This window comes from Roseburia zhanii, from assembly GCF_014287635.1.
Taxonomy (GTDB): Bacteria; Bacillota; Clostridia; order Lachnospirales; family Lachnospiraceae; genus Roseburia_B; species Roseburia_B zhanii.
Genome location: NZ_JACOPH010000075.1, coordinates 1 through 862 on the forward strand (window position 1 = coordinate 1; position 862 = coordinate 862).

The following is an 862-nucleotide window of genomic DNA, read 5'->3' on the forward strand; positions in this document are numbered from 1 at the left end:
TCGTTAAGTCCCATATTACCAGCTTCAAGCGGCAGAGACGTGAAACCTCCCTGCTTCTCCACTTTGTAATGTGCCTCCAATGCACGCATTTCGACTACTGTAGCATTTGATGGATTAACGTCATTGATATAAATTCTTTGCTCAAACTCTTTCCCGTTTTCATCCACACCTTTCGCTAACACCACAGGATTTTCATCCGTCGAATCATCCGCATATTTAAGACAATAAGAAAGACCGGTACCATTACCTCCCGTCCACAACATATTATCTGTTGTGAATATCTGATATACCTTTGGTGTTTCAACCGTACAAAATGTCTTTTCCCCAGATGCAGGAGTTTTCATTTGATTACCTTTTTGTTGACCGTACAATGAAGATACGGTATTCAGATCAGAACCAATGTGCATACTTCTATTCCTCCAATCAGTTTATCTGAATTGTACCGTCTGCTATAACAAACTGTACATTTAACTCAGACATAATATCTTTGTGCTGAGTCTGTTTATATGCTGAAATTTCCCGGATATCGCTTGCGTAATCCTGATAGGTCTGATTTCCTCCCGGATTGTTTAACAGGTCATCCAGTGTTTTCGGCAGACCATGTATCGTTGCATTTTCCACGGAAAGGTCTCCAAGCGATACACTGCCGCCAGTTGCCTTATATAAAAATTTTTCCACATCCACCGCAGCTTGTAACAGATACTTTTCTTTATCGGACAATGCCTGTATTTCCGAATCCATAGAAAAATAAATATCCATCAGCTCATCCGAATACTTTGACAGAACATTCTCTATCTTCTGTTTCATTGCATGATCCTGAATACCGTCCACACTTACCTGACCATCCGCCCCAATTTTTATG

1 protein-coding gene and 1 pseudogene are annotated in these 862 nt (G+C 40.5%); both read right to left on the reverse strand.

What is annotated here, in order from left to right; all coding sequences use genetic code 11:
* Positions 1–407 (reverse strand): hypothetical protein (locus H8S17_RS16180; RefSeq protein WP_186867900.1); only part of this gene is annotated, 407 nt, incomplete at its 3' end.
* A gap of 16 nt (positions 408–423) precedes the next feature.
* A pseudogene (locus tag H8S17_RS16185) lies at positions 424–862 on the reverse strand (prepilin peptidase dependent protein A); the annotation flags it as partial.